Origin of the sequence: Leeuwenhoekiella sp. H156 (assembly GCF_052218455.1) — a bacterium.
In the GTDB taxonomy this organism is placed as follows: Bacteria; Bacteroidota; Bacteroidia; order Flavobacteriales; family Flavobacteriaceae; genus Leeuwenhoekiella; species Leeuwenhoekiella parthenopeia.
In genome coordinates this window covers 1,694,696-1,712,647 of record NZ_CP197499.1, presented here as the reverse complement: position 1 = coordinate 1,712,647, position 17,952 = coordinate 1,694,696, and the positions used below count along the sequence as shown (strand labels likewise).

The window sequence follows — 17,952 nt, the reverse complement described above, 5'->3', positions numbered from 1 at the left end:
CGCTATTTTGAGGGCTGAGCAAATTTATTAAAAACGCCCGGCAATAAACAGAGCAAACTAAAAACTTATGAAGAAGAAATTAAAATCTGACCTGGAGCATCTTGCAAACCAGATTTTAAACCTTGATTCCGATAGCGATTACACGGCATTAAAATTAAAAGCTCAGAAAATTTATGAAGCTCTTGCGGTGATGGCGTATGTTGAGGCGAGCTATGAATCTTCAGAAGAACCGGAGATCGTAAAACCTGAAGAACCAAAAGCTGAGGTTGCTCCTAAACCTAATGGGTCTGTAGCAGAAACACCCGAAATTCAACCCACGCTTCAGCCAAAATCCGAAGAAAGCGATCTGGAGCGTATTGCACGTATTGCTGCACAAAATCAGGAACTCTTTGAACGCCTGCGCAAATCTGAAGAGGCGCCTGCTTCTTTTAAAACAGAATCTAAATCTGCAGAGCCCGAAGAAAAAATCAATCAGGCTTCTTTACACGAGCCGGTGATGGAAAAAATAAAAGACATCGTCGCGCAGATGCCTCCCGAAGCTGATGCTATTGAACATATGTTTCAGCAGATAACCGCACAATCGCAACCTATAAAAAACGATAAGGATGATATTGGCGAGTATGGCCGTCTGGCTGAGTTTGAGGAACAGGAAAAGCCTGCTGCAGACAAGCCCAAAACCCTAAATGACCGCGGCACACGCGGACTTTCATTTGGCTTAAACGATCGCATCGCCTTTATCAAGCATTTATTTAACGGCAGTACGGCAGATTACAATCGCGTGTTATCTCAGCTCAACACGGCAAACGCTCAGGAAGAAGCTTTTAATCTTATCGACCAGATGGTAAAACCCGATTATAACTATTGGGAAGGTAAAGAAGTCTACGAAGCCCGCTTTAAAGAGCTGGTTGCCCGCAAATTTGACTAATCATTATGGGTAAACTCTATCTCGTACCCACGCCCATTGGCAATCTGGACGATATGACCTTTAGAGCGATTAAGGTGTTGCAGGAAGCAGACCTTATTCTCGCCGAAGATACCCGTACCAGCGGTAAATTGCTCAAGCATTTTGAAATCACGACCCAGATGCATTCGCATCATATGCACAACGAGCATAAGACGGTTGAAGGCCTGGTAGATCGCATTAAAAACGGACAAACCATTGCTTTAATCAGTGATGCCGGGACTCCGGCGATCTCAGACCCCGGTTTTTTATTGACCCGGGCCTGTGTAGAAGCCGGTCTTGAGGTAGATTGCCTGCCTGGAGCTACGGCTTTTGTTCCGGCCCTGGTAAACAGCGGTTTGCCCAATGATAAGTTTGTTTTTGAAGGTTTTTTGCCGGTCAAGAAAGGCAGGCAAACACGTTTTCAAATCCTCGCAGAAGAAGACCGAACCATGATTTTTTACGAAAGCCCGCACAAGTTGTTGAAGACGCTCAATAATATGGTGGAGTTTTTTGGCGCAGAGCGAAAAGTTTCCGTTTCGCGGGAAATTTCAAAACTTCATGAGGAGACCGTACGCGGTACCGCAGCTGAGGTTTTAAAGCATTACGAAAACAAACCTCCCAAGGGTGAAATTGTCATTGTAGTCGCCGGAAAGTCTAAAGATTAATACATTTTCGATAGAAAACACTTTCTTTTTAAAGTGTTACCAGCTTTAGAAATTGCATCTTATTTGTAACTTCGGTTTATTCCTATTTTTACCCAAACCTTAATCTTTTTGGTATGCGCAAGATGTTTCTTTTTTTAGTTTTTTTAGGAGCCTCAGGGACTGTGTTTAGTCAGGGCGGCGTTTCATTTCAAAAAGTAAAAGAGTTCTACATCAACGGGGATACCCGGGTGATAGGTAATTCAATCCTGAGCGATCATCCCACACGGGTAAACAATAAACCCAAATCGCTCAACGACCGCACCGAAATGCAATACGTTGATATAGATGGCGATTCAGATACCTTCAGCTCAAGCAGTGCGAATCTGGATCTACCCGCTGATGCAAAAATTGTATATGCCGGTCTTTACTGGGCTGCGACTTATCCCGGAGCCGAAGGAAAACAGAAAGTGCGTAACGACCGAATGGTTTATGACATTAAAAAGAAGAGAGATCGTGCTTTTGATCTCGTACGACTCAAATTGCCCGGCAGTGCGGCTTATACCGAGGTGCAGGGCGAGCTGGTTTACGACGGGGTTCTCGATCCCAATACCGACCTGAAAAATGCAGCTCCCTACGTCTGCTACAGCGATATTACCGATTTACTCACCTCCAAAAAAGCAGGTTCAGGGACTTATACTCTGGCAAACGTTACGGCTCTCGAGGGCATTATGTTTGGCGGGAGTTCTGCAGGCTGGATGCTGTATCTGGTTTATGAACAGCCCGAAGCCCCGTTGCAGTATATGGCCAACTATCAGGGATTTAGATACATCAGTCTTAATGAACCCGAGGAACTTCGCTTCTCAAATTTTAGAGTGCCCGAAACCGGAGAAGTAAAGGCCTCGCTCACTCTGGCAGCTTTAGAGGGCGATCTGATGCTGGCTAAAGATGCGGTATTTGTTTACGGCGAAAAAAATAAGGAGTACGTTCCGCTTAAAACGCAGGTGCGTTATGCAAACAATTTCTTCAACAGTAGCATCACTTTTGATGACCGAAAATACCTTGCCCGCAATCCCGCAAGCAATAATACATTGGGGTTTGACTTGGCGAAGCTTCAAATACCTAATGCAAACAACAGCCTTATCGACAATGATGCGACCGGGGTAACCTTGCGGTTTAAGACCGAAGAAGACCGACTGTTTGTGTTTTTTACTGCTTTTCAAACCGAAATCAGTTCAGACTTTTACCAGCGCGTGGTGTTAGAAGGGAAGGAAGATCGGCTTCCTGCGCAAGATGAGTTAGAACCTACGCCCGAAACTCCCGAGCTAGTCGCTTACGAAAAAGACGGCACTAGTGAAGATGAAGTAGCAACAGATACCCAGCCTAAAAAAACCGAAAACCGGGACCCTGCTCTTCAGGATATGCTCAGTGCTGCTTCTATTAAGGTAGAAGGGCAACCGGAAGGCTATTATGTGGTTAATCACGTATTTTCAAACGCTAAAAATGCTTCTAAATGGGCACGTAAGATGGAAAATTTGGGCTTTGCGCCCAAGAATTTTGTAAATCAGGCAAATGGTTATCATTACATCTATATCGATTTTAGTCAGGATCCTGATGCGCTTTACGGCCGCCTTCAGGGTTATCGTAAAATGGAAGATTTAGAAAAAGCCTGGATTCTTAAAGTTAATTTAGACTAACATGCGCTGGACGCTAAAGCCTACTCCCGAAGTAGAACACATAAAAGATTTTGCCAATCAGCTTAAAGTACCCGAAAAAGTTGCCCTATTACTCCTGCAACGGGGTATAGATACCTATGAGAAGGCAAAGACCTTTTTCAGGCCTTCGCTAGATGATTTGCACGATCCCTTTCTGATGAAAGATATGGATCGTGCAGTGGCACGCGTGAATCTGGCGATGCAGCAGGGCGAAAACATTCTGGTTTACGGAGATTATGATGTAGACGGAACCACCAGTGTGGCCCTTATGAGCAGTTATTTGCTCAGTCATTATCCTCAGGTGGCTACGTATATCCCCGATCGCTATACTGAAGGTTACGGGGTTTCGTATGCAGGTATTGATTATGCCCACGATAATGACATTACGCTCATCATCGCGCTCGATTGCGGGGTGAAGGCAGTAGAAAAGGTCGCTTACGCCAAAAAGCTGGGTATCGATTTTATCATCTGTGATCACCACCGGCCGGGCCCTGAACTTCCCGACGCAGCGGCCGTGCTAGACCCTAAGCGTGAAGATTGCACTTATCCCTATGACGAACTCTGCGGCTGTGGTGTGGGCTTTAAACTCATACAGGCGCTGGAGCAGCAAAAAGGATTGCCCGTTAAAACCCTGGTGCCTTATCTGGATCTTGTTGCTACTGCGATTGGGGCAGATATTGTGCCTATTACGGGCGAAAACCGGGTGCTGGCTTTTTTTGGTCTCGATGTCATCAATACCCTGCCGCGCACCGGTATTCAGGCGCTGATTGAAAATGTAAAAAAAGAGATTCTTACCATCACCGATGTGGTGTTTATCATTGCGCCGCGTATCAATGCCGCCGGGCGCATTAAGCACGGTTTACACGCGGTAGAATTGCTTACCGAGCAAAATAAAGAACAGGCTCAACAGATGGCTGCCGCTATTGAAGCGTTTAACGCAGAGCGGAAAGATCTCGATAAAACCATCACCGAGGAAGCCCTGGAGCAAATACAGCAAAACCGGGAAGAACACCGCAAAACGACCGTTGTCTATCAGGAAAACTGGCACAAGGGCGTTATTGGCATTGTGGCTTCACGCCTTACCGAAACCTATTACCGGCCAACCCTGGTCTTTACCAAAAGCGGAGAAAAACTGGCTGCCAGTGCGCGCTCTGTAAAAGGCTTTGACGTATATGAAGCGCTTGAAGCCTGTAGCGAGCATATAGAACAATTTGGGGGACATAAGTATGCCGCGGGACTAACGCTTGGCGAACACCAGTACGACGATTTTAAGTCGAAATTTGAAGAGGTGGTAAGCAACAGCATTGATGAGCGCCTGCTTATTCCCGAAATTTCGATTGATGCCGAATTGAATCTGGAAGATATTACGCCAAAATTCTACCGTATTTTACGTCAGTTTGCACCCTTTGGACCGGGTAATATGACCCCGGTTTTTATGAGCAAAAACCTCATAGATACCGGTTACGGCAAATGCGTTGGGGCAGATGAATTGCATTTAAAATGTACCGTCACCCAGCCCGGAACAAAGGTTCAAATAGGTGCCATAGGTTTTAATTTGGGCGAAAAATGCGATTTGATCACTCACAAGAAACGCTTTAAAGCCGCCTATTCCCTTGATCTGAATGAATGGAACGGCAACGTGAGTATTCAGTTAAAACTGCGGGATATTCAGGAGTGACGTCAGGGTTTTAATTTGACCGATAGTTTTTCGGGGTTTTGAAAACTATTCCAGAAATAAGCAATTACGAGTACGTCTTTCTGCTGTCGATAAAATAAACTTGTTTGTTTTGTTATTACCACTTTGCGGTATTCAGGCTGTGATTCGTAAACCGGAAACTGAACGGGATTCTTTTCAATCTGCTTTACAATGCGATCATTAAGTTCAATAAAATGTTGAGCCTCCTTTGTAGTCCATACAAATAGTAGATAATCTAATATAGCATTGAAGGAATTTACGGCTTCCCGCGTCCAGACCGTTTTCATTGCCTGAGTTTTCGGTAAGCATCACGCATGACCGTTGTGTGATCCTGTACATTTCCGGCCTCAAAATCAGCTTCACTGCGTTGTAAAGCTGTTTTGATTTCAAGAGCCTGTGCTTCTTCGGGAGCGAGTAATTTTCCCAGTTGAATAAGCTCTGTAGTGCTGAAAGATTTGTTCCTGATCTTATTGTAAAATGTAGCTTTTGAAATACCTAAAACCTCGATTAAATAGGCTTTCTTGAATTTACTTTTGTTGATGCGCTCTTCAAGACTGTCTATAATTTTTTGATATTGATAAATTTCGTACAACATATTAAGACGTATAAGTATGGGATATTAATACTAAATATAAGCCTTTTGTATACATCATAAAATTCAAGGCCAAAAAAGCATTTTCTATTTAGATTTATTCTAAACAAGGTTTTATATTTGTGTAAAATCGGGTTTATGAAGCACATCAGCATAATTTATCGAAACGACACGGGCATTTCGTTTTACTGGAAATCGGCCTATCAGGAAGAATTAAAAGCGCAGTTGGTATTTAGGGATACAGGTTTTTATTTTACGCTAGATCAACTGAAGCGTTTTGCCTATCAGGCTCAGGATACCCGCAATCAAATAACCTGTAAAGACTGCCCTGCGCCGGCCTCGTGCAGGTCGCTGCTTTTAAAAACTCCGGCAGAAACGGTAGATCTAGCAGTAAGTCGGGAAGAATTAGAAGGGCTTCAGGATTTACTGGATCAGACCATCTTAAAGATGGAAACGCAACAGTTTATGCAAACTGCCTTAAACTAGGTATGGAATTCTTTCAGTTCAAAATTGCTTCCGTCAAATACACCGTAGGTATAATGTACAATCCAGTCTCCCAGATTAAAATAGCTTGATTGCTCGCCTACCTCAATGCGCATAGGTAAGTGGCGGTGGCCAAAAACAAAGTAATCGTAATGATTGCTTTCCAGTTTCCGCTTTGCGTAAGTAGCCAGCCATTCATTTTCCTCACCCAAAAAAGTATGATCGTCATCTCCTGAAATCAGTTTGTTTTTAACTGACAAATACTGAGCGATTCGCACCCCAATGTCCGGATGTACCCAGCGAAACAGCCACTGGAAAACCGAAGATTTAAACACCTTTTTCATGCGTTTATAGCCTTTGTCTCCGGGGCCAAGACCATCACCATGGCCAATAAACAGACGCTTATCATTGAGCTGAAAAAGCTGAGGTTTGTGAAAAGTAGGGATGTTGAGTTCGGTTTCAAAGTAGTCCTGCATCCAGAGATCGTGATTGCCTACAAAAAAATAGATGGGAATCCCGCTGTCGCGCAACTGAGCCAGCTTGCCCAAAACCCGAACAAAACCTTTGGGGACAACGGTTTTATATTCAAACCAAAAGTCAAAGAGATCGCCCAGCAAAAAGATTGCCGCGGCATCGCGCTCAATAGTGTTAAGCCAGGCAAGAAACTTAAGCTCCCTGGGCTTACTCGCTTCAGCGGTAGGCGCACCCAGGTGATTATCACTCGAGAAATAGGCTTTCTTCCCCGGTGGAATCGTAAGCTGCTCAACAGGTTGCTTCATGATTTAAATTTAGAATAAATCGGCTTCATTATCAGAAGCATACCATTCTGCAAAACTGGTATCGGTTTCCTGAAGTTTAAGCGAAAATAGCTTTATATTTTGGGGCAGGTGTTTTTGAATTTTCCGTGCAAAGTCAATGACCATCATTTCGCTGGTAGGCTGGTAATCTACCAGCAGCACATTGTGACCCCGGTCTGAAAGTTCTTTGGCCAGCTCTACGTGCGGCGTGTTTTTGTTGAAAACGGTAGCATGGTCAAAAACATCTACAATTTCGTTTTTGACAATTTTTTTGAGGTCTCCAAAGTCGATCACCATTCCAAACTTCACGTTTTCGCTTTGCGAAATAGGCGTACCTATAACCGTTACCGAAAGCTTATAACTGTGCCCATGTACATTGCGACACTTGCCGTCATAACCGTATAACGCGTGACCGGTTTCAAATGAAAATTGCTTGGTAATACGTATGTTACTCATCATTATTTGGTTTTTCGAAGTGCTTTTATACCAAAAATAAAAGCGACGATTACAAGAAGAATGACCGGTAAAATATAGAAGATATTACTGCCTATAAAGTATCCCAGCTCATAAGCCTTGCCGTGTTGTTGTTCAGAAATCAGGAGTATAGATAGGAACGTCATTTTTTAAATTTTCGGTACAGAACCACAACAATGAGAGCGATTGCAAAGATTACGTAAATGCCGGTACCGCTCAAAAATTCCAGAAATTCCATAGGTTGATTAATTAATGCAACAAAAGTATAAAAAGTATGCCCGTGAAGCCTATGAATACCTGAATAGAATATTTATGAATTTATTATTTGTTTTTTCGTTTATTTTGCCCGTATGGAAACACAGCTTTTTGAGCAACTGGATTTTATAGAAAACCCTGTCTATGAACGGGTTATTTCTGATTTGCTTGATCAAAATTACAGCATCATAGACGATTTTTTTGATGCAGACGAAATCGCAGAATTGCGCGACTCCCTCAAAACGGTTTATGAAGCCGACTGCTTTAAAAAGGCCGCGATAGGGAACAAACTCAATGAAGAAATCGATAAAAAAATACGCGGTGACTATATTTACTGGATCAATGAGGCTGAAGGGCGTGCGGTAGAACGCCGGTTTTTTGCCAAAATCAATGATCTGGTAGCCTATCTCAACCGGACCTGTTTTTTGGGGATCCTCCAGAAGGAATTTCATTATGCGGTATACCCCACCGGAACTTTTTACAAGCGCCATCTGGATACCTTTCAAAATGATGACCGCCGTAAACTGTCTATGGTCTGCTATCTCAATGACGAAACCTGGGTAGCCAGTAACGGGGGAGAACTCACCATTTATTTGCCAACTGAAACCGGAGAAGAGGCTTTAGACATCATCCCCAGACCGGGTCGTGTGGTGATTTTTGAAAGTCAGGTGCTGGAGCACGAAGTAAAGCCTGTACTGGCTTCAGAACGCCTGAGTATTACAGGTTGGCTGAAGACGCGGTAATCAGGTTACAGTTGGCAGTCCCAGTTAGCAGTAACTAATTGTACAGCTTAACTGCCTGTGACTTTGGGCCTGAAGCGTTTTCTAAAGTTGAGAATCAGGGCACCGCTGCGTATGAGCATCCAGACGGAAAAGGCGATCCATACTGCGTAAAGCTTCAGCCCGAAATAATCGCCTATAAAAATTGCAGGTACAAAACCCAGAAAGGTCGCGATCATCAGCACGTTACGCAGGTATTTCATCTCGCCCATTCCTTTATAAATTCCATCAAAAATGAAAGCCAGCGCATTAAGCGGCTGCATCAGGATCACCACAAAAAACAGAGCCGTGAAACGCACAATGACCTCGGGTTCTTTACTGAAAATAAGTCCCAGCGGTTCATAAAACAGGGCGGCAATCAGCATAAGACCTCCGGCGATGATGAGGCTGTAGGCGCTTAATTTTTTACTGAGCTGCCACAGACTGTCATAATCTTTGGCTCCCAGAAAACGACCGGCGAGAATATTTCCCGCAGCTGCATACCCATCAATAAAAAATGCCGAAAACAGCCAGATGTTGATCAAAATGGTTTGAGCGGCGATATACGAGGCGCCGTAATCTGTCGCAAAGGAGTTGGCCAAATAAAGCGCAACATTAAGCGCAATGGTGCGTACAAAAAGATTGAGTGCCATCCCCACGAGTCTCCACAATTCCGGATGAATGGGGAATTTGAGTCTCAGGCTTACATTGGTTTTGATCAGGACTAAAATTAAAGAAAGCACCGCCATAAGACCCTGAGCAAGAAGACTTGCATAGGCTGCACCTTCAAGCTGCAAAGCCGGGATATAGCCTTCTATACCGTAAACCAGCGCAAAGTCTAACACTATATTAACCGCAGCACCTATAAGGGCGACTACCATTGGCCAAAACGTGTTTTGCAATCCTCTGAAAATACCGAAAACGGCAAAGGTGAATAAGGTAAGCGGAAAGCCCCAAACCCTGATGGAATAATATTGCACACAATAATCCAGAATGAGACCTGATGCATTATAAAGCGAAAAAATACCTTCAATAAACGGAAGCGTACCGGCAAGAATCACAATACTCAAAAAAATGTTGAAGTAAATGGCCTGCGCAGGAAGTGTGCTGATTTCGTCAATTTTATCAGCACCGTAATATTGTGCGATGATCGCCTGAAGGGCACTTCGGGTCTGACCTAAGACCCAGATAAGGGCAGATAAAAACGAACCCACGATACCTACTGCGGCCAGAACTTCGGTTGCATTTACCGGAACATTACCCACCACTGCGGCATCGGTTGCAGACAGTATGGGTTCTGCAATGCCGGCGAGCAAAGCCGGTACTGCAAGGCGGTTGATGTTTTTAAACGAAAGCGGGTTTGTTTTTGACATAAGCTCAGGCTTAATGCGAAAATAGCTTTTCTAAATGTCAAAAGCCTATAAAACGATTTCGTAGCAGTAAAAGGGATATTTGCTTTGCTTCGGAAAAAAGATTTCCTCAAGCTTCTTATAACCGCGTTTTTGGTAGAAGCGGTTGTTGCGTGGGTTTTGGCTAAAGGTGTCCAGACGTACCGAAACATACCCGTTTTTACGGGCATAATCTTCAGCAAAATCCATGAGTTGCTTTGCGATGCCCTGACCCTGCACATCAGGATGCACGGCCAGCCGGTGAATGTAAATACTTTTTGCATCAGCCGGGGTTAGCCAGGTTACGGGTTTGTACACTTCGTCTTTTAGATCTGAGATCACGATAGTACCCAGGATTTTTCCGCTCTGCGTACTTACATAAAGTTCGTCGCGATCTATATCTTGCTGAAAAGCAGTTTGGGAAGGATAGTGCTCGTTCCACTGGAATATACCTGCTTTAATCATTTTTGCGACACAGGCACGTGTGAGCGCAAGTATTTCCTCAAGTTGAGTTGAATTTGCGGGTTCTATCATACTGGGCTTTATTTTTTAGACGAATAAAAAGCTTACAGGCAAAGATACTAAGGCTTTGACCGTATCGCCTAATGCTAAGGGGTCTTGTTGTGCAAAGTAAGGCAAGCATTCAGGTCTTGCGATAAGAAACGATTTAGAAGATTTTAGGCTAAAGTTTTAAAACAAAAAACAATAAGTGATTTTAGGGAACTTTAATTATATTTGCGCCACTAAACGGGGATGTAGCTCAGTTGGCTAGAGCGTTTGACTGGCAGTCAAAAGGTCGTCGGTTCGAGCCCGATCTTCTCCACTTAGTTTAAACCCGATACATAAATTGTGTCGGGTTTTTTACGTTTAGGACTTAATCTTAAATAAGACCTAAATCTTTAACCACTGCGATAAGGTGGGTGGCATTTGTAGCCTTAAAATCGGTACGTAGTTTACTCAATCGCTTTTCGATAGAGCTGATGCCGTTAGGTTTGATAGTACGTGCCTTAAAGCGCTCGCTTATTTCGCGATTAGATAATCCCTTTGCGATAGCTTCAAGCAGCAGAATATCATACTCTTCAATATCGAGATTTTCCCGGCTTCCTAAAGCGGCAGCTACCTGTGGCGAGATATAGCGTTGACCAAGATGTACTGCATTTAAAGCTTCAGCCATGTCTTCAAGACTTCTGCGGCTTTTAAAAACATACGCGTTAATTTTTTGATCATCAAATAAAAGCCTGATACGCTGCAGGCGCTCTTCCATAGAGAAAACAATGACTTTTAGGGGCTCTTCGAGCTTGCGTATGGCGGCTATAAGTTCGTCACCGCTATACAGATTTTGCTGGCGGTGATCCTGCTTAAAAGAAAGGTCTGCGATAAGCAGATCAAAGGGTTTTTCATCTTTTAAAGCCTTTATATACCGCAGGTATGCATCATCACAATATTCTGTAATCACGATCTCTTCAACTCCTGCTTCAAGAAGTTGTTGCTCAAAGCGTTGGGTGTTCCAAACCAGGTCTTCGGCGATCAAAACTTTTTTAAACATATTACACCAGTATTTGAACCTTGAGTCCCTTACCGGGCTCGGGTTCAAAGCTAATGGTTCCATTTAATGAAAAAATACGGAATTCCATATTTTGGATACCATTTCCCTTTTTTATTTCATTTCCAAGGCCATTATCCTTAAATGTAATCTGTAATTTTTTGCCTTTTTCTTCAAAGCTTATCAGAGCCAAACTGGCCTTGCTGTGTTTTTTGGTATTGGTCATCAACTCACCCAGAACCATATAGATGGCATCCTTTTTATTTTTGCTGAATTTTTCCCAGTCGATTCCATTGAGATTACGGGTAATTACGTTGAAGTTTTCAGACTTATAGGAACTGAGCCTGCTCACCAACTGATCTTTGAAGTTGTTACCATCAATAAGCGGACTGTGATTTTTTGAAATATCGCGGGTTTCCAGATAAATTTTGTCCAGTTTTGCTAAAATATGGTCGGGTATGTTTTCGAGATTCTGCAGTTCAGAAATTACCTGAAAGGTGTCGTTTGCCAGACCGTCGTGCACTTTTTTTGAAATACTTGCCTCTGTTTTACGAATTGCATCAAGTTGTTTTTGCTTCTGTTTGAAATGAGAAAGGACACTAAAGCCCAAAATTACAACGACCCCGAGCACCAGTGTGAGCACATAAATGGTTTTTAACCGTTTTTCGCGATCACGCTCCAACAGGGCCAGTTGGGTTTGCCTTTGTTCTCTGGCCACATCATATTTTAGAGCTGCATACTTGTTTTGCCTTGTAAGTGCAGACTCTTTAAGGCTATCACTTAGGTATTTAAAACGCTCTATGTACTCAAGCGTATCCAGGTCTGCTATGAGACCTAAAGCTTCCAGTTCGTAAGCAGGATCTGGAATATACTTAGAGAGGGAATAGGCCTTTCTGGCATAATCAATAGCCGTAAGCGTATCGGGAACCTGTTTGTAGTAGCTACTGAGGTTTCTGTAATTAGAAAATATACCCAGGGTATCGTGGAGCTGCAGTCTTATGGCTAAAGATTGTTTAAGATGCATCAGGCTTTCTTCTTCTTGAGCCAGCAACTCGGTATAGCCCAGATTGTCTAATAAATCGCCCGCCAACCTGGTATACCGGGGTGTATTTGCACGATTCAGCGCATAGTTAAGCGTATCTATTGCGGTCTCGTAGTTTTTTTCGGCACGCAAAACTGCACTCATATTGATTAGCACATAAAGACTGTCTGAGGTGGTTTTGGCCAATTGGAGACTTCTGCCGTAGTAGGTTTTACTTTTTTCGTAATTCTCAAGGTTTGCATACAAAAGGCCCAACAGATTATAAATACGTGTTTTAATCACCTGAGTGTCGGCATCATTTTCTAGATCAAGAAGTTTTAAGGCTTCTACCGAAAGACTTTCGCTGGAATTGTAGTCGCCAATTTTATATTCGGTGTTAGCGAGGACCTCAAGATTTAGTGCGGCCGCTACGGGTTTAGATTCCGAAAGATTTTTCTCATAATTCCTTTCAAAAAAATGGATAGCCCTATTAAAATCGTTCCCACCCTGAAGATCCATCAGCAGATCACTATAATAAGCCGAACTATCAACGGTCTTTGCTTCGGGCTGCTGCGCATAAGAGCCGATAAAAAGCAGGGGACTAAGAAAAGCTAATAGAGATGAAAAAAACACGCACTTCATTCCTCTAAAATAGCTTTTATTTTAGTTCAAAAATTATTGAACCTTAGCCTTTAGCGGTGTTGAAGGTAGATGTGGAATGGGAATTTCCATTCCGTAACAGGTCTTTGGAGCAGCTGTTTCGTCGTTTGATTTTTACGGATTTCAGTAGAAAGTGCTGAAAATGAGCAAGAGGCAAAGTGCCGGAGTTTTTTCTTACGAGCACGGCCCTAAACAATGGAGTTTAAAAATCATTCTAAATAAAAAACCCCCTTAGGTTAAAAAAAGGGGTTTTTCCTTTGATTTTTAAGACTTAATCTATGCCGGGTTTTTGTTAAATAAAGGTTTTACGTGTGGCTTATTGATCTCAATAAGGGTAAATATTCCCAAAAGTATCCCTAAAATACCGGTGAAGCAGTTGAGTATTGAAACTACTGTGATAAACGTATGCTTACGCGTTTCGCCCAAATATTTTGCGGCCATAAAGGTAAGAATAGCAAATACAAGCATCACAACAAAGCCTATTCCCGAGAAGACACCCAGAAAAGTACCTACATCAAATGGAGCGTTTTCAAGCTCACCCTGATTGATGTTAGTAAATATCATACTCACAAAAAAACCGTAGCCTGCAAATAATAATGCCGCCAGAAGATTAAAGACTCCTTTAATTACCATGAGAATTTTAAAGGTGTTCAGGTTGTTAGGTTGTGTTTCCATTTTTCAGATTCTATAAGATTTATACCTATAAGTGATACTTTGGTACAAATTGTTACATGAAGAATTTTGATTAAGTGCTTGCTTTAAACCTCTTTCTCAATAAACGGAGTGTTTATGTCCAGAATTTCATCGATGAGCTTGTTTAAATAGACTTCAAAGGTCTCCAGCAGTTCAGGGGTTATGGAGGTCTCTTTAGACTCACTGAGTTTGAGAAATCCTCTTCCAAGATTTTTAAAGGAAATAATGCCCGCCTCAGCCTGCTCAGGAAGGCTTTTCTCTTTAGAAAGCATAAGCGCGTAGCAAAGCACCTGAAAAGCCTTGGATTGTTTCTTATAATCGGTAATAAGGGTTTCCCAGTCTTTGATGACCAGTTCACCGGCTTCAACCCTTCCTGTTTTATAGTCCAGAATACGCAATGTACCGTCTACACGGTCCATTCGGTCTACGGTACCTTTTAGTTTTAAGTCGGGTCTTATTTGGGTTTCAAACTTAAGTTCAAGACCGGTGATCAAAATTTCTGAGCCGGCCTCGAGCTGCACGAGTTCGGCCTGTAAGAAATTGCGAACAAATTGCTTGGCAACATTAAAAATGATGAGGTTTTTACCCGTTTTGATATTCCCTATATTATAACAGAGCTCAAATTGACGGGATACTTCTGCATCGCATTGCTTCAGGAGATTTTGGAGAATGGCAGGTGAAAGCACCTCATTTAAATAGGGCTTGTACAGTTGCTCCAGACTTTCGTGAACAACGGTACCCAAGGTATTGTGAGCAATCGTATCTTCTACTTCTTCCAGCTCTTCAATACCCAGTACATATTTATAATAAAAATCAATGGGATTCCTGATGTACGTGGTAAGTGCCGATGGCGAAAACCCCGATCGCGCGTGTTTTTTGAGGCTTTCAATCAATTCCGGAGTTTTTGAGACTGCTTTGAGTTTGGGTGGTTCGATTTTTACAGAAGCCGAAGCGGTACTTTCAGAATAGTGATATAGTGCTTCAGAATCTGTTGCTAGTTGTAGTAAAAACCGACTCTTTTCGCCCGAATTAAGTCCGGAAGCTTCATTGTTGAAGAGCAAATGTGCTGTTTCGGCGCGTTGCAGCAATCTAAAAAAGTGATAGGCGTAGATAGCATCTTTCTCCCGGTATGTAGGCAGATTGTATTCAATCTTAAGATCGAAAGGAATGAAACTGTTCTGACTTTTCCCTGAAGGCAGCGTGCCTTCGTTAAGAGAAGTGATGATGACGTGCTTAAAATCGATCACACGCGATTCAAGAACACCCATAATTTGTAATCCCTGATAAGGGTCTCCTTTAAAGTCAAGTGTTTCTTTTTGAAGTAAATCGCGGTAAAACTGTCTTAAGGTCTTTACCGTATTGAAATAGGGGTAAGAGGCGTTTAGATCGCCAAGTTGATTGAAAAGGCGCTCAAAGGCAGCTAAAAACTCGAGTTCGATCCATTTTTGTTCAGCCTGCATAATCGCCTTAAGCTGGTCTATTAGGTTTAAACTTGCAGTAATTGCTGCTTGTGACGCATCTTTCCAGTCTTCAAAAAGCAGGTTTACAGCCTGGTTATGTGCTACCAGTTCCTGAGGTTTTAAATAAATGAGATTTTCGGAGGTGATTTTCGCTTTAAGTAGGTTTCTGGAGCCGCCTAGTAACGCAATGGCATAAGGTTGATCTAAAAGAGCAAGAACATCTTTATAATAATATTCTGAATCCCTTTTGTTGATCTGAAGCTGAAACCAGGTTTCAAAGAAGGCAGCCTGTGAAATCTGATCTAAAGAAAGCCCCATCGTAACATTTACCGTTTTCACCCCGGGCGGAAGGGAATTGAGCAGTGGCAGAAGAAGGCCCTCGTCTCCCAGCACTACTGCGGTATCATTAATATCATCGGGAGAAAAGCTTTCTAAAATTTGACCCACGTATTTGATCTGCCCTATATTTTGGGCAATACCGATAGATTTAATGGTTTTTGGAGTGTTGAAGTTGCTTTGCGCTTGAGGTAAAAGCGTACTGTTTGCTTTTAATTCAGACCATTCCTCAAGATATTTACTTATAAAGGTATGGGCTATGCGGTTTTGCCCGGTTCTGAAATAAGGATCTAAATCCCAGTAAATATGGGTTCCTTCGCGTTGTAGAAATGTTCTAATTAATTGCTGCTCAGCCCTGTTTAAAGCGTTGAAACCACAAAAGATATAATTATTTTGATCGTTATTTAAATAGCTTTCGATCCGGGAGACCGATTCTCTATAAAGCATGCCCTGATAGGCGATACCTTTTTCTATTAGATGTTTTGTAAATGCAGAATAATAGGTTTTTACCGACCTCCAGAATTTCAGATAATTTGAAATCAATTCAGTGGGTTGTTCTGTAGACCATTGGTTAAGCTCCTTTACGGCGCTTAAATAATCGAAAAAGGATTCCTGGGGTATGAGATGCCGGTCAATTTCATTAAAATCTCCTATGAGGGTCTGTGCCCAACCCAGAAAGCTTAGAAAATTCTCGGGTTCGTCTTCGGGGCATTCCCGTAGATAAACCTGATATAATTCTACCTGAAGCTGCGTAGATGATGCTGCTGTAAGCCCTGAGATATCCTCTATTAGCTCTTCAATACTTAAGGTTTTCGGAAGAAATGTAAATTGCCCTTCAAGATGTAGACGTAGCTTTTTTGTGAAGAATGCGCCTGCTCGCTTAGAAGGTAAGATTACAACTGTGTTTACAAGATTTTGAGAATGTCTGCTCAAAAAATCTGAAATAACCTCGTCTATAAATGTTGTCATAGGTCTAAAATAAAAAACGCCCTGATTAATCAGGGCGTTTTCTGTATTTAATAATTCAGATTTTACATCTGCTTATTTCTTACTTTAAAGTAAGTTTTACACGTCTGTTAAGTTGCATACCAGCAGCTGTAGTGTTAGGAGCGATAGGCTGCTCTTCACCGTAAGCTTTAATAGATAACTGGCTTCCGTTTACACCTTCTTTAGAAGTAAGGTAATCTACAACAGATTGAGCTCTTCTTTCAGAAAGATCCATGTTGTAAGCATTACTTGCACGGCTATCAGCGTGACCTTCTACTTCAAATTGAGCGTTAGGATATTGTTTAACGATCTCAGCGATACGATCTAGAGTCTCGTAAGAAGAAGTTCTGATGGTAGCTTTATCTGTATCGAAAAGAATACGACCAGCTTCACCGTTAAGTGTTTCAAGAACGCTAGCATCTACACCAGGACATCCGTCGTTAGCAGCAGTACCGGCAACATCTGGACACTTATCATCTTTGTCAAGAACACCATCACCATCTCTGTCAGCATAAGGACAACCGTTGTTAGCCGCAGGACCAGCTTCATTAGGACACTCATCTTCTGAGTCATTTACACCGTCACCGTCAGCATCAGGACAACCGTTAGTTGCAGCAGGACCAGCTACTTCAGGACAAGCATCTTCGTTATCAGCGATACCATCACCGTCAGTATCAGGACATCCGTTAAATTCTGGAAGACCAGCTACTTCAGGACAAGCATCTTCAGAGTCTTTGATTCCGTCACCGTCAGTATCAGGACATCCGTTAAACTCAGCTACACCTGGAGTTTCAGGACACTCATCGTCTTTGTCGTAGATACCATCACCGTCAGTATCAGTTCCGCCAAATACGAAACCTACACCAACTACGTGCTGCATGTGCTTAGTATAGTAATCTTCGAAAGCGTGCTTGTAAGTTGAAGAGAAATCAAGGTTGATGTTATCACTTAACCAAAATTTGATACCTAAGGTTCCGTTAGCAGTACCGTGGCTAGGCATATCACCTACAAACACGTAACCACCACCTGCACCGAGGTAAGGATCAAACCAGCCACCTTCACCGTTGATAAGGTCACGAAGGCTGTAGCTGAACATACCATCAATTGCATAGTAAGCTAAATCGTCAGCAGGAGCATCTCCAAATTTGTCAATTTTATTGATAGAACCTTGCACACCAAGAGCAAAACCACTACCAATGTAACGACCTACATATAAGGTAGAAACAGAAGGAAGAATATTCCAGTGATCTCTTTGGTTGAAAAATTCGTTGATAAAACCACCGGTAAATGGTCTGTTATCAGGATTTACAGGATACGTATCAACTGCGTTAACCCCAATACGAACACCCCACGGGTTGTTTTTGTCTTGAGCATTTGCTGTACTTAGACTCGCAAGAGCAAAAGCTGCAAATAAAAATAGTTTAGTAAGAGTTTTCATGTTAAGTAAGTAAAATTAAGTGTTAATCGAAAGCAAATGTAATTTGTTAAAATTAAGCAGCAAAGCCAAAAT

At 42.5% G+C, this 17,952-nt stretch carries 18 protein-coding genes and 1 tRNA gene; 7 read left to right on the top strand and 12 right to left on the bottom strand.

Annotation, left to right across the window (positions count from 1 at the left end):
• The first annotated feature begins 67 nt into the window (after positions 1-67).
• The 4 genes from ACSSS3_RS07335 to recJ all read left to right on the top strand — a co-directional run bounded on the left by ACSSS3_RS07335 (position 68) and on the right by recJ (position 4,977).
• Positions 68-925: a hypothetical protein gene (locus ACSSS3_RS07335; RefSeq protein WP_442847026.1), complete on the top strand. Its 858-nt coding sequence runs from the start codon at positions 68-70 to the stop codon at positions 923-925.
• A gap of 5 nt (positions 926-930) precedes the next feature.
• A complete protein-coding gene (rsmI, locus tag ACSSS3_RS07330) occupies positions 931-1,608 on the top strand; it encodes a 16S rRNA (cytidine(1402)-2'-O)-methyltransferase (RefSeq protein ID WP_442847025.1) in 678 nt (225 codons plus the stop codon).
• Positions 1,609-1,721: 113 nt separating this feature from the next.
• Positions 1,722-3,281 (top strand): hypothetical protein, encoded by a 1,560-nt coding sequence (locus ACSSS3_RS07325; protein WP_442847024.1) that lies wholly within the window; start codon positions 1,722-1,724, stop codon positions 3,279-3,281.
• Position 3,282: 1 nt separating this feature from the next.
• Positions 3,283-4,977, top strand: a complete 1,695-nt coding sequence (gene recJ, locus ACSSS3_RS07320) for a single-stranded-DNA-specific exonuclease RecJ (protein ID WP_442847023.1) — start codon at positions 3,283-3,285, stop codon at positions 4,975-4,977.
• Between the two features lie 2 nt (positions 4,978-4,979).
• Here recJ and ACSSS3_RS07315 read toward each other — a convergent pair whose 3' ends face one another.
• Together ACSSS3_RS07315 and ACSSS3_RS07310 are read right to left on the bottom strand one after the other, a co-directional pair.
• On the bottom strand, positions 4,980-5,282 hold the full coding sequence (locus ACSSS3_RS07315) for a type II toxin-antitoxin system RelE/ParE family toxin (protein ID WP_442847022.1): 303 nt from the start codon (positions 5,280-5,282) through the stop codon (positions 4,980-4,982).
• A complete protein-coding gene (locus ACSSS3_RS07310) occupies positions 5,279-5,590 on the bottom strand; it encodes a hypothetical protein (RefSeq protein WP_442847021.1) in 312 nt (103 codons plus the stop codon). The genes ACSSS3_RS07315 and ACSSS3_RS07310 overlap by 4 nt, the downstream gene beginning before the upstream one ends.
• Before the next feature lie 135 nt (positions 5,591-5,725).
• On the opposite strand from ACSSS3_RS07310, the gene ACSSS3_RS07305 reads away from it, so the two are divergent.
• Entirely contained in the window at positions 5,726-6,073 is a 348-nt protein-coding gene (locus tag ACSSS3_RS07305; RefSeq protein WP_228229335.1) for a hypothetical protein, read from the top strand.
• On the opposite strand, the gene ACSSS3_RS07300 is transcribed toward ACSSS3_RS07305, so the two are convergent.
• From ACSSS3_RS07300 to ACSSS3_RS07290, 3 genes are read right to left on the bottom strand one after another with little or no spacing between them, the layout of a single operon-like run.
• Positions 6,070-6,849 carry a UDP-2,3-diacylglucosamine diphosphatase gene (locus tag ACSSS3_RS07300; protein ID WP_228229336.1) on the bottom strand — a complete coding sequence of 260 codons (780 nt, stop codon included), beginning with the start codon at positions 6,847-6,849 and terminating at the stop codon, positions 6,070-6,072. The genes ACSSS3_RS07305 and ACSSS3_RS07300 overlap by 4 nt on opposite strands.
• 9 nt (positions 6,850-6,858) lie before the next feature.
• The gene (locus tag ACSSS3_RS07295) at positions 6,859-7,323 is read right to left on the bottom strand and encodes a 6-pyruvoyl trahydropterin synthase family protein (RefSeq protein ID WP_228229351.1); all 465 of its coding nucleotides are present in this window, start codon (positions 7,321-7,323) and stop codon (positions 6,859-6,861) included.
• Positions 7,324-7,325: 2 nt separating this feature from the next.
• Complete coding sequence (locus ACSSS3_RS07290; RefSeq protein ID WP_442847020.1) at positions 7,326-7,487, bottom strand: hypothetical protein; 162 nt, start codon at positions 7,485-7,487, stop codon at positions 7,326-7,328.
• A 204-nt stretch (positions 7,488-7,691) separates the two neighbouring features.
• Here ACSSS3_RS07290 and ACSSS3_RS07285 point away from each other — a divergent pair, with 204 nt between their 5' ends.
• Positions 7,692-8,339, top strand: a complete 648-nt coding sequence (locus ACSSS3_RS07285) for a 2OG-Fe(II) oxygenase (RefSeq protein ID WP_442847019.1) — start codon at positions 7,692-7,694, stop codon at positions 8,337-8,339.
• Between the two features lie 47 nt (positions 8,340-8,386).
• Here ACSSS3_RS07285 and ACSSS3_RS07280 read toward each other — a convergent pair whose 3' ends face one another.
• Positions 8,387-9,727, bottom strand: coding sequence for an MATE family efflux transporter (locus ACSSS3_RS07280; RefSeq protein WP_442847018.1), 1,341 nt, complete (start codon positions 9,725-9,727; stop codon positions 8,387-8,389).
• 45 nt (positions 9,728-9,772) lie between these two features.
• Positions 9,773-10,276, bottom strand: a complete 504-nt coding sequence (locus ACSSS3_RS07275) for a GNAT family N-acetyltransferase (RefSeq protein WP_442847017.1) — start codon at positions 10,274-10,276, stop codon at positions 9,773-9,775.
• Between the two features lie 215 nt (positions 10,277-10,491).
• On the opposite strand from ACSSS3_RS07275, the gene ACSSS3_RS07270 reads away from it, so the two are divergent.
• Positions 10,492-10,565: transfer RNA gene (locus ACSSS3_RS07270), tRNA-Ala, on the top strand.
• A 57-nt stretch (positions 10,566-10,622) separates the two neighbouring features.
• Here the strand turns inward: ACSSS3_RS07270 and ACSSS3_RS07265 are convergent.
• The 5 genes from ACSSS3_RS07265 to ACSSS3_RS07245 all read right to left on the bottom strand — a co-directional run bounded on the left by ACSSS3_RS07265 (position 10,623) and on the right by ACSSS3_RS07245 (position 17,880).
• Positions 10,623-11,288 carry a response regulator gene (locus tag ACSSS3_RS07265; protein ID WP_442847016.1) on the bottom strand — a complete coding sequence of 222 codons (666 nt, stop codon included), beginning with the start codon at positions 11,286-11,288 and terminating at the stop codon, positions 10,623-10,625.
• A gap of 1 nt (position 11,289) precedes the next feature.
• Positions 11,290-12,948 carry a tetratricopeptide repeat-containing sensor histidine kinase gene (locus ACSSS3_RS07260; protein WP_442847015.1) on the bottom strand — a complete coding sequence of 553 codons (1,659 nt, stop codon included), beginning with the start codon at positions 12,946-12,948 and terminating at the stop codon, positions 11,290-11,292.
• Positions 12,949-13,242: 294 nt separating this feature from the next.
• Positions 13,243-13,641: a hypothetical protein gene (locus ACSSS3_RS07255; RefSeq protein ID WP_442847014.1), complete on the bottom strand. Its 399-nt coding sequence runs from the start codon at positions 13,639-13,641 to the stop codon at positions 13,243-13,245.
• 83 nt (positions 13,642-13,724) lie between these two features.
• Complete coding sequence (locus tag ACSSS3_RS07250) at positions 13,725-16,424, bottom strand: PD-(D/E)XK nuclease family protein (protein WP_442847013.1); 2,700 nt, start codon at positions 16,422-16,424, stop codon at positions 13,725-13,727.
• A gap of 79 nt (positions 16,425-16,503) precedes the next feature.
• On the bottom strand, positions 16,504-17,880 hold the full coding sequence (locus ACSSS3_RS07245; RefSeq protein WP_442847012.1) for an OmpA family protein: 1,377 nt from the start codon (positions 17,878-17,880) through the stop codon (positions 16,504-16,506).
• Positions 17,881-17,952: the final 72 nt, after the last annotated feature.

Excerpts from the sequence above, each read along its gene's own strand:
- ACSSS3_RS07335 (WP_442847026.1), top strand. The coding sequence starts at position 68 with ATGAAGAAGAAATTAAAATCTGACCTGGAGCATCTTGCAAACCAGATT.
- rsmI (WP_442847025.1), top strand. The coding sequence starts at position 931 with ATGGGTAAACTCTATCTCGTACCCACGCCCATTGGCAATCTGGACGAT.
- ACSSS3_RS07325 (WP_442847024.1), top strand. The coding sequence starts at position 1,722 with ATGCGCAAGATGTTTCTTTTTTTAGTTTTTTTAGGAGCCTCAGGGACT.
- recJ (WP_442847023.1), top strand. The coding sequence starts at position 3,283 with ATGCGCTGGACGCTAAAGCCTACTCCCGAAGTAGAACACATAAAAGAT.
- ACSSS3_RS07315 (WP_442847022.1), bottom strand. The coding sequence starts at position 5,282 with ATGAAAACGGTCTGGACGCGGGAAGCCGTAAATTCCTTCAATGCTATA.
- ACSSS3_RS07310 (WP_442847021.1), bottom strand. The coding sequence starts at position 5,590 with ATGTTGTACGAAATTTATCAATATCAAAAAATTATAGACAGTCTTGAA.
- ACSSS3_RS07305 (WP_228229335.1), top strand. The coding sequence starts at position 5,726 with ATGAAGCACATCAGCATAATTTATCGAAACGACACGGGCATTTCGTTT.
- ACSSS3_RS07300 (WP_228229336.1), bottom strand. The coding sequence starts at position 6,849 with ATGAAGCAACCTGTTGAGCAGCTTACGATTCCACCGGGGAAGAAAGCC.
- ACSSS3_RS07295 (WP_228229351.1), bottom strand. The coding sequence starts at position 7,323 with ATGAGTAACATACGTATTACCAAGCAATTTTCATTTGAAACCGGTCAC.
- ACSSS3_RS07290 (WP_442847020.1), bottom strand. The coding sequence starts at position 7,487 with ATGACGTTCCTATCTATACTCCTGATTTCTGAACAACAACACGGCAAG.
- ACSSS3_RS07285 (WP_442847019.1), top strand. The coding sequence starts at position 7,692 with ATGGAAACACAGCTTTTTGAGCAACTGGATTTTATAGAAAACCCTGTC.
- ACSSS3_RS07280 (WP_442847018.1), bottom strand. The coding sequence starts at position 9,727 with ATGTCAAAAACAAACCCGCTTTCGTTTAAAAACATCAACCGCCTTGCA.
- ACSSS3_RS07275 (WP_442847017.1), bottom strand. The coding sequence starts at position 10,276 with ATGATAGAACCCGCAAATTCAACTCAACTTGAGGAAATACTTGCGCTC.
- ACSSS3_RS07265 (WP_442847016.1), bottom strand. The coding sequence starts at position 11,288 with ATGTTTAAAAAAGTTTTGATCGCCGAAGACCTGGTTTGGAACACCCAA.
- ACSSS3_RS07260 (WP_442847015.1), bottom strand. The coding sequence starts at position 12,948 with ATGAAGTGCGTGTTTTTTTCATCTCTATTAGCTTTTCTTAGTCCCCTG.
- ACSSS3_RS07255 (WP_442847014.1), bottom strand. The coding sequence starts at position 13,641 with ATGGAAACACAACCTAACAACCTGAACACCTTTAAAATTCTCATGGTA.
- ACSSS3_RS07250 (WP_442847013.1), bottom strand. The coding sequence starts at position 16,424 with ATGACAACATTTATAGACGAGGTTATTTCAGATTTTTTGAGCAGACAT.
- ACSSS3_RS07245 (WP_442847012.1), bottom strand. The coding sequence starts at position 17,880 with ATGAAAACTCTTACTAAACTATTTTTATTTGCAGCTTTTGCTCTTGCG.